Below are 8,815 nucleotides of genomic sequence, written 5' to 3'. Positions count from 1 at the left end.
GGCATCGATCTGGCCGCCGCGCCGGACTACGGCCGCGCGCCGCTGGAAACGGTGCACAGCGCCGCCTATCTCGATTTCCTGTGCGAAGCCTACGACCGCTGGCAGGCGCTGGCGCGCCCCGGCTTCGAACCCGGCATCGAGGTGCTGCCCAATCTGTCCCCGTACCACAACGGCAAACTCGAGCAGAACCGCCGGCCCGATTGCCCGACCGACTCGGTGATCGCGCAGGCGGGCTATTACCTGGGCGACCTGAGCTGCCCGCTCGGCCCGCAAAGCTGGCGGTCGATCCTGCGCTCGGCACACAGCGCGGTGGCGGCGGCGGACTATGTCTGCGAACAGCCGGATGGCGGCATGGCGTACGCGCTGTGCCGGCCTTCGGGCCACCACGCGCATAGCGACCGTGCCGGCGGCTTCTGCTACGTCAACAACGCCGCGATCGCCGCGCAGGGGCTGCTCAAGCGTTTCGGCAAGGTCGCGGTGCTCGATGTCGACGCGCATCACGGCGACGGCACGCAGCAGATCTTCTACCAGCGCTCGGACGTGATGACGATCTCGCTGCATGCCGACCCCGCCGGCTACTACCCGTTCTATACGGGCTATGCCAACGAACGCGGCTACGGCGCCGGCTACGGCTACAACCTGAACTTCCCGCTGCCGCACGGCACCGGCGACGCCGGCTTCCTGGCCGCGCTCGACAGCGCGCTCGACGCGTTGCGCGACTACCGGCCGCAGGCGCTGGTGCTGTCGCTCGGCTTCGATACCTATGTGGACGACCCCATCAGCGTGCTGGCCGTCGGCATGGACGGCTACCGCGGCATCGGCGAGCGCATCCATGCGCTGGGCGTGCCGACGGTCGTGGTGCAGGAGGGCGGCTACGAGGTCGAGGCCATCGGCCCCGCGCTGGACGCCTTCCTGTCGGGCTTCGCGCCGGCGATGGCCTGAGTACCGTTGCCCAAGGAGAACAGAATGACGACATTGAAGATCGACGGCCAGCGCCTGTGGGATTCGCTGATGGCGCTGGCGCGCATCGGCGCGACGCCCAAGGGCGGCAACGCGCGGCTGGCGCTGACCGAGCTGGACGGTCAGGGGCGCGACCTGGTGACCGGCTGGATGCGCGAGGCCGGCCTGACCGTGACGGTCGACAAGGTCGGCAATATCTTCGGCCGCCGTGCCGGCCGCAATGACGCGCTGCCGCCGGTGATGACCGGCAGCCATATCGATACGCAGCCGACCGGCGGCAAGTTCGACGGCTGTTTCGGGGTGCTGGCCGGGCTGGAGGTGATACGCACGCTGAACGATCGCGGCATCCAGACCGAGGCGCCGCTCGAGGTCGCGATCTGGACCAATGAAGAAGGCACGCGCTTCGTGCCGGTGATGATGGGTTCCGGCGTGTTCGCCGGGATCTTCCCGCTGCGGACGGCGCTGGACGCGACGGACCGCGACGGCAAGCGCGTCGAAGACGAGCTGCGGGCGATCGGCTATGCCGGCAGCGCGGAGGTCGGCGGCCGTCAGGTCGCCGCCTATTTCGAGGCCCATATCGAACAGGGCCCGATCCTCGAGGCCGCGGACAACGTGATCGGCGTGGTGACCGGCTCGCTGGGCCTGCGCTGGTACGACGTGACGGTGACCGGCATGGAGGCGCATGCGGGCCCGACGCCGATGCCGCTGCGGCGCGATGCGTTGTATGGCGCCACCTTCCTGATGCAGGAAGTGGTGCGCATCGCCAACGATTTCGCGCCGCATGGCCGCGGCACCGTCGGCGTGGTCAATGTCCATCCGGCCTCGCGCAACGTGATTCCCGGCGCCGTGACCTTTACCGTGGACCTGCGCCACGAGGATGCGGCGCGGCTGGCCGAGATGGATGCGCGCTTTCGCGCGGCCTGCGCGGCATTGGCCGCCGGTACCATCCCTGGCACCAGCGCCGGCACGCCGCTGGAAGTCGACGTGCGCGACGTGCAGTATTTCCCGCCGACGCCGTTCGCCGCCGAGCTGGTCGCCGACGTGCGCAACGAAGCCGAGGCGTGCGGCTACCGGCATCAGGACATCGTGACCGGCGCCGGTCATGACGCGGTCTACATGGCCAGCGTCGCGCCGACGGCGATGATCTTCGTGCCCTGCAAGGACGGCATCAGCCACAACGAGATCGAGGACGCCAGGCCCGAGCATCTGGAGGCGGGCGCCAACGTGCTGCTCGGCGCGATGGTGGCGCGGGCGGGCGCGTGAACGCCGGCCTGGGCCGCGAAAGCGGCTGGTGGCGCGGCGGGCTGCTGTTCCTGTGCGTCGTGATGTTGTTCGCCACCGTCGATGCGACCGCCAAGCACCTGGTGGGGCGCTATCCTGCGCCCTTCCTCAATGCGGTACGTTATGCGGCCACCTGCACCGTTGCCATCGCGATGCTGGCGAACGCGGGCCGCCTGCGCTTCTGGCGCACGCCCCATCGCGGCTTGCTGGTGTTGCGGGGTCTGATGCTGGCGGTCATGGGTACCTGCTTCATGACCGCGCTGCTGTGGATGCCGCTGGCAGAAGCGACGGCGATCTATTTCATGGCGCCGCTGGTCGTGGTGGCGCTGTCGCCGTGGTTGCTGGCCGAGCGCGTCGGAGCGCGACAGTGGCTGGCGGTGGCAACGGGATTCGCCGGCATGCTGTTGATCGTGCGCCCCGGCGGCCAGTTGTCGTGGATCGGCACGGCGCTGATGGTGGCGGCCATGCTCGGCTACGCGCTGCTGCAACTGCTGACCCGGCGCATGGCCGGAAAGGTCGATGCAACGGTGCAGTACGGCTTCGCGGCGATCATCTGCATGATCGCCACCGGCTTGCCGGCGCCGTTCTTCCTGCCTGCGGTGTGGCCGGATCTCGTCGACTGGCTGACGATCCTCGCCATGGGCTTCATGAGCGCGCTGGCCCAGGTGCTGCTGATCCTGGCGCTGCAGCGCGCGCCGGCTTCCACGCTGGCGCCGCTGAACTATTGCCATCTGCTGCTGGCGCTGGTCTACAGCGCCTGGTGGTTCGGCCGCTGGCCCGACGCGCTTGCCATGGGCGGCATCGCGCTGATCGTCGGCGCCGGGTTGTCGCTGACGCTGCCCGCGCGCGCCGCGGCACCGGTTTCTCCTTCCTCCCTAGATTCGAGGCAACCCTCATGAGCGAGCTTCACGACCTGGCCTACTGGCGGCAACGCGCGCAGTCGATCGTCCCGAACCTGCGCGGACAGGCCTATATCGGCGGCCGATGGACCGACGCCGCCGATGGCGCCACCTTCGACAGCATCGATCCGGCCACCGGCAACGTGCTGGCGAAGGTGGCGGCATGCGGCGAGGCCGACGTGGACCGCGCGGTCGCCGCGGCCCGCAGGGCCTTCGAGCAGGGCCTCTGGGCGGCCATGCCGCGCCGCGAGCGCAAGGCCACGCTGCTGCGGCTGGCGGCGCTGATCGATGCGCATCGCGAGGAACTGGCGTTGCTCGAAACGCTGGACATGGGCAAGCCGATCGCCGACACGCTGCTGTACGACATTCCCGAATCGGCGCGCACCTACGCGTGGTATGCGGAGGCGATCGACAAGATCTACGACGAGATCGCGCCGACCGATGCCAACGTGCTTGCCACGATCACGCGCGAGCCGCTGGGGGTGGTCGCGGCGGTGGTGCCGTGGAACTATCCGCTGCTGATGGCAAGCTGGAAGGTCGCGCCCGCGCTGGCCGCCGGCAACAGCGTGGTGCTCAAGCCCGCCGAGCAGTCGCCTTTGAGCGCGCTGCGTCTGGCCGCACTGGCCGAGGAGGCCGGCATTCCGGCCGGCGTGTTCAACGTGGTGCCGGGGTTGGGCGCGCAGGCGGGGCAGGCGCTGGGCCGGCATGCCGACGTGGACTGCATCGCGTTCACCGGCTCGACCGCCACCGGCAAGCGCTTCCTGGAATATGCGGGCCAATCGAACCTGAAGCGGGTCTGGCTCGAATGCGGCGGCAAGTCGCCGCATATCGTCTTCGACGACTGCCCTGACCTGGACCGCGCGGCGCAGGCCGCGGCGATCGGCATCTTCAACAACCAGGGAGAGATCTGCATCGCCGGCTCGCGGCTGTACGTGCAGCGGGGCATCTACGACGCGTTCATGGCGAAGCTCGAGGCCTGCGCCGCCGGCATGCAACCCGGCGATCCGCTCAATCCGTCGTCGGCGATGGGCGCGATCGTCGATGCGCGCCAGCTCGACCGCGTGATGTCGTATGTCGCCGCGGGCCAGCGCGAAGGCGCGCGGCTGCGGCTGGGCGGCCAACGCGTGCGCGCGGAAACCGGCGGCTACTTCCTGCAGCCGACGATCTTCGAGTGTCCGGCGCAATCGCTGTCGATCGTGCGCGAGGAAATTTTCGGGCCGGTGCTGGCGGTCACCGTGTTCGGCACCGAGGAAGAGGCGCTGCGCATGGCCAACGACTCGCCCTACGGTCTCGGCTCGGGCCTGTGGACGGCCAACCTGGCACGCGCGCATCGCGTGTCGCGGCAGCTGCGGGCCGGGTTGGTATGGGTCAACTGCTATATGGACGGCGATATCACGGTGCCATTCGGCGGTGTCAAGCAGTCGGGCTCGGGCCGCGATAAGTCGCTGCATGCGCTGGACAAATACACCGATCTGAAGACGACCTGGATCAGCCTGGTGTAGCGGCGTTTGCCCCCGGACGGTGAGCCCGAACCGACCGGATTGGTGCACCGTGGTGCAACGAGCGGACTGGCGTCATGCCGATGGCGCCGGCGGGAGACATGCGTCCACATCGCGGTGGTTTTCGGCGTATTTTGCGCGCTTTCTCGTGGCACGGCAGTTGCGATGAACTGCGCGTCGCCCGCCGCCGAGCGGGTGCATTTCCTTCGCTCAAAGAGGTCTGTCGATGCCACTACGTTCCCGTCTTCTTCGCGCCTGCCTTGCCGTCACCGCGCTTGCCATCCTTGCCGCATCGTCGTGGAGTCATGCCGATTCCGCATGGCCCCGTCAGCCGGTCAGGATCGTGGTGCCGTTCAACGCCGGCGCCGCTACCGACCTGATCACGCGCCAGCTTGGCCAGGCCCTGGCCAAAGAATATGGCCAGAGCTTCGTGATCGAAAACAAGCCCGGCGCCGCCGCGATGATCGGCAGCGAGGCAGTGGCCCGCGCGCCGGGCGACGGCTATACGCTGCTGATGTCGGGACCCGCCTCGATGGTGACCAACCGCTTTCTCTACAAGAAGTTGAGCTACGACCCGGACGCCTTCGAGAAGGTGGCGGTGGTGGCCTATACGCCGAATATCCTGCTGTCGCATCCGTCGCTGCCGTTCAGGACGCTGCCCGAAATGGTCGCCTACGCCAAGGCCAATCCGGGCAAGCTGACCTATGCGTCGTTCGGTGCCGGCACCACCTCGCACATGGCCGGGGAAATGCTCAAGGCGATGGCCGGCATCGACATCGTGCACGTGCCGTACAAGGGCGCGGGGGAAGCGATTCCGGCCCTGCTGTCGGGCCAGGTGTCGATGTACTTCGACACCATCATGACGGGGTTGCCCTACGTCAAGGCCGGGAAACTGAGGGCGCTCGGCGTGTCGAACGCCAAACGCTCGGCGATGGCGCCCGATGTGCCGACCATCGCGGAGCAGGGCTATCCCGGCTACGACATCGCGCCGTGGTACGGCATCGTCGCGCCCAAGGGAACGCCGGCGGACATCGTGGGCAAGCTCAATGCCTCGATCAACCGGCATCTGCTGGACGCTGCCTTCCGCGACAAGCTGGCCGCGACGGGCGCCGAGCCGCGCGGCGGCAGCGTGGCCGATTTCCGTGCGATGGTTGAAGCAGAGATCCCGCGTACCGAAAAGCTGGTCAGGCAGTCGGGGCTGACACTGCAGTAAGGCATCGCGTTGCCGCCGGCGGAGTCAGGCCCGTCGCGCCATCCAGGCTCCCCAGAACAGGCTCGAGAAGAACGGCTCGGGCTTCTCGAAGCCAGCGTCGGACAGCAGCGTGGCGACGGCCTCGTCGGATTGCGGCGGATCCGCACCCTGCAGGATCTTGCCTTGCTTGATGCGAACCTCTTCCTCGCTGGCGCCGTTCATGCGCCAGCGCTGCCCCCACGCGGCCATCAGCAGCGGCCGCGAGGCATAGGCGTAGCGGTTGCCGGCAAGGACCAGCGGCGCGCCCGGCTTCAGGCGCTGGGCAATGTCGCGAAGAATCGCCTGCTTGGCTTCGTCGCCCGGCAGGTGGTGCAGCACGCCGATCAGCGTCGCGGCGTCGAAGCGGACCTCGGCCGGCAGGTCGGCGACCACGCCGAGCACCGGCTCGGTACGCCCCAGCAGGCCGGCCTCGCGGACTCGGGCCAGCGCGAGATCCAGCATCGGCTGCGAGGGATCGACCGCGACGAAGCGCCAGTTCGGCTCGAGCGCGCCGGCGACCACGATCTCGTTGCCGGTACCGCCGGCGCCCGCCACCAGCACGGTGGCGCTCGACCTGGGACCAAGCGCGGCGGTCAGCATGCAGGCGGCCAGTTCATGGCAGGCGTCGTAGCCGGCGAGCGCGATCCGGCTCTGTCTCTCGTATTCGGCAGCGCGCAAGGGATCGAATTTGGCGGCGGTGTCGGCAGTCATCGTTCTTGTTCCTGTATTGCGATCGGCCAAGTCTGGCATAAGATCGATCATCCTTTCGGACAAAGAGATGATCGAAATGCCGGTGCGCGAAGCAAAACATGATCGATTGGCTGCCTTCCTGCGGGCGTTCGGCCTGCGGGCTGTTGCGGGCGCGGATGCGGGGACAGGTGGGACGCTCGCCGGGCTGTATGTCATCGGCGATGCTGACGATGCCGACGGCGGTATTGGCGTTCCCACGCATCTTGTCTTCCGCGCTTCGGGCGGAACGCCTTGCCATACCGACGGCGCGGTTCTGGCCGCCGCGGCCGTGGATTTCGGCGGCGCGACCAATCCTCTGGTCGGCGCCTTGCCCGACGAACTGGTGTTCCCGCTGGCCGAGCGGCCGGACATGCGGGGCCTGGCGGAACTGTTCGTCGCTGAAGTGGAGGACTGCAGCTGCGGCAGTCCGACCGTCAAGGACCGGCTTTGCGAGATCATCGTGGTGCTCGCGATGCGCCGTGCGATCGCAATGGGCACCGTCAATGCGGGCCTGCTGGCTGGCCTGGCCCACCCGAGGCTCCATCCGTGCCTGGTCGCCATGCATGACGAGCCGGCGCGACAGTGGCGCACCGACGATCTGGCCCGTATCGCCGGCATGTCGCGCAGCCATTTCGTTGCACAGTTCGCCCGGACCGTCGGCACCACGCCGGCCGATTACCTGACTTCGTGGCGCCTGGCTTTCGGCCGGGCCCAGCTTGCCCTGGGACATAGCGTCAAGGCGGTCGCCAGCCGCGCTGGATTCGGCAGTGCCGCTGCATTCTCGCGCGCCTTTTCCCGTCAGTACGGGTATGCGCCGGTCACCGTCAAGGCTAGCGCGCAGGCCGATTGAACATGGCTCGGTTCCGATGCCGCGCCGTGATTCGTCAATGCCAGAGGAACCATGTCCCCTCTGACCCCCATGCGCTCTCTTCTCGTCCGGCTGCACCGCTGGTTCGGCCTTGCCGCCGCCATCTTCCTGTTCATCTCGGGCCTGACCGGCGCCATCATCTCGTGGGATCACGAGCTCGACGAATGGCTCAATCCGCAGCTGTTCCAGGCGCGCACCGAAGGCGTGCCGATGCCGGCGCTGGAGCTGGCGCGCCATATCGAGCAGGCCGATCCGCGGCTGCGCATCAGCTATACGCCGCTGGAGATCGAGCCGGGCCATGCATTGACGATGTTCGTCGAGGGGCGGATCGATCCGGCCACCGGCAAGCCCTTCGACCTGGGCTTCAACCAGATCGCGGTCGACCCGGTCACCGGCGAGATCCAGGCGCGCCGGATGTGGGGCGCGATCTCGCTGTCACGCGAAAACCTGCTGCCCTTCCTCTACAAGCTTCACTACACGATGCATATTCCCGACGGCTGGGGCATCGAGCTGGGCAAATGGTTCATGGGGCTGATCGCGATGGCGTGGGCGCTGGATTGCCTGATCGCGCTGTGGCTGTCGTTCCCGAATCGTGCCGCATGGCGCAAGTCGTTCGCCTTCCGCTGGCGCAAGGGCGGCTATGCGCTGAACTTCGACCTGCATCGATCGGGCGCGGTCTGGTTGTGGGGCCTGCTGTTGCTGCTGGCCGTGACGTCGATCTCGATGAACCTGGAGACGCAGGTGATGCGGCCGCTGGTGGCCAAGCTGTCGCCGCTGAGTCCCAACGAATTCGACAAGCGCACGCCGCGCCCGCTGGACCAGCCGCACGAGCCGGCGGTCACGCGCGAGCAGGTGCTCGCCGCGGCGCGGGCTGAAGGGACGCGCCGCGGCTGGCCAGAGCCGGCCGGCGGCATCTTCTACTCGTCGCCGTACGGCCTCTATGGCGTCGGCTTCTTCGAGGCCGGCAACGACCATGGCGACGGCGGCCTGGGCAACAACTGGCTGTACTTCGACGGCAGGACGCTGGCGCCGGCGGGCGGCAGCATCCCGGGCACCGGCAGCGCCGGCGACCTGTTCCTGCAGGCGCAATTCCCGCTGCATTCCGGCCGCATCCTCGGCCTGCCGGGGCGCGTGCTGATTTCGCTGATGGGGCTGGTGGTGGCGATGCTGTGCGTGACCGGCGTGGTGATCTGGGTGCGCAAGCGGGCCGGGCGTCGCGCGGCGGCGGGTTTGCGGCAGACGGGCTCGACGCCTGCCGTGGAGCTGGGCGCCTGAGCCGATCGCGGCTTGCCTAGCGCGGAGCCGCAGTGGCCCGTCGGCGGGCACGCGCTGCCAGCCCGCCGCCCAG

The 8,815-nt window shown here is 68.4% G+C and carries 8 protein-coding genes; 7 read left to right on the top strand and 1 reads right to left on the bottom strand.

Going from position 1 to position 8,815, the window contains the following annotated elements; all coding sequences use genetic code 11:
- The 5 genes from B551_RS08985 to B551_RS08965 form a co-directional block, all read left to right on the top strand.
- Positions 1-942: histone deacetylase family protein (locus B551_RS08985; RefSeq protein WP_023263925.1), on the top strand; the 942-nt coding region annotated here is incomplete at its 5' end.
- Between the two features lie 24 nt (positions 943-966).
- Positions 967-2,223, top strand: coding sequence for a Zn-dependent hydrolase (locus tag B551_RS08980; RefSeq protein WP_006577795.1), 1,257 nt, complete (start codon positions 967-969; stop codon positions 2,221-2,223).
- The gene (locus B551_RS08975) at positions 2,220-3,140 is read left to right on the top strand and encodes a DMT family transporter (protein WP_023263924.1); all 921 of its coding nucleotides are present in this window, start codon (positions 2,220-2,222) and stop codon (positions 3,138-3,140) included. The genes B551_RS08980 and B551_RS08975 overlap by 4 nt, the downstream gene beginning before the upstream one ends.
- Positions 3,137-4,642 carry an aldehyde dehydrogenase gene (locus tag B551_RS08970; RefSeq protein WP_023263923.1) on the top strand — a complete coding sequence of 502 codons (1,506 nt, stop codon included), beginning with the start codon at positions 3,137-3,139 and terminating at the stop codon, positions 4,640-4,642. Before B551_RS08975 ends, B551_RS08970 begins: the two co-directional genes overlap by 4 nt.
- A gap of 223 nt (positions 4,643-4,865) precedes the next feature.
- The gene (locus tag B551_RS08965) at positions 4,866-5,852 is read left to right on the top strand and encodes a tripartite tricarboxylate transporter substrate binding protein (RefSeq protein ID WP_023263922.1); all 987 of its coding nucleotides are present in this window, start codon (positions 4,866-4,868) and stop codon (positions 5,850-5,852) included.
- 24 nt (positions 5,853-5,876) lie between these two features.
- On the opposite strand, the gene B551_RS08960 is transcribed toward B551_RS08965, so the two are convergent.
- Entirely contained in the window at positions 5,877-6,581 is a 705-nt protein-coding gene (locus B551_RS08960) for a cyclopropane-fatty-acyl-phospholipid synthase family protein (RefSeq protein WP_006577798.1), read from the bottom strand.
- Between B551_RS08960 and B551_RS08955 the strand changes: the two genes are divergently transcribed.
- Positions 6,568-7,449, top strand: coding sequence for an AraC family transcriptional regulator (locus tag B551_RS08955; RefSeq protein WP_253281337.1), 882 nt, complete (start codon positions 6,568-6,570; stop codon positions 7,447-7,449). The two genes, B551_RS08960 and B551_RS08955, sit on opposite strands and share 14 nt — an antisense overlap.
- Before the next feature lie 69 nt (positions 7,450-7,518).
- Complete coding sequence (locus B551_RS08950) at positions 7,519-8,742, top strand: PepSY domain-containing protein (RefSeq protein ID WP_006577800.1); 1,224 nt, start codon at positions 7,519-7,521, stop codon at positions 8,740-8,742.
- Positions 8,743-8,815 lie beyond the last annotated feature (73 nt).

This window comes from Cupriavidus sp. HPC(L) (genome assembly GCF_000307735.3).
In the GTDB taxonomy this organism is placed as follows: domain Bacteria; phylum Pseudomonadota; class Gammaproteobacteria; order Burkholderiales; family Burkholderiaceae; genus Cupriavidus.
This window is presented reverse-complemented; position numbering and strand designations above follow the sequence as displayed.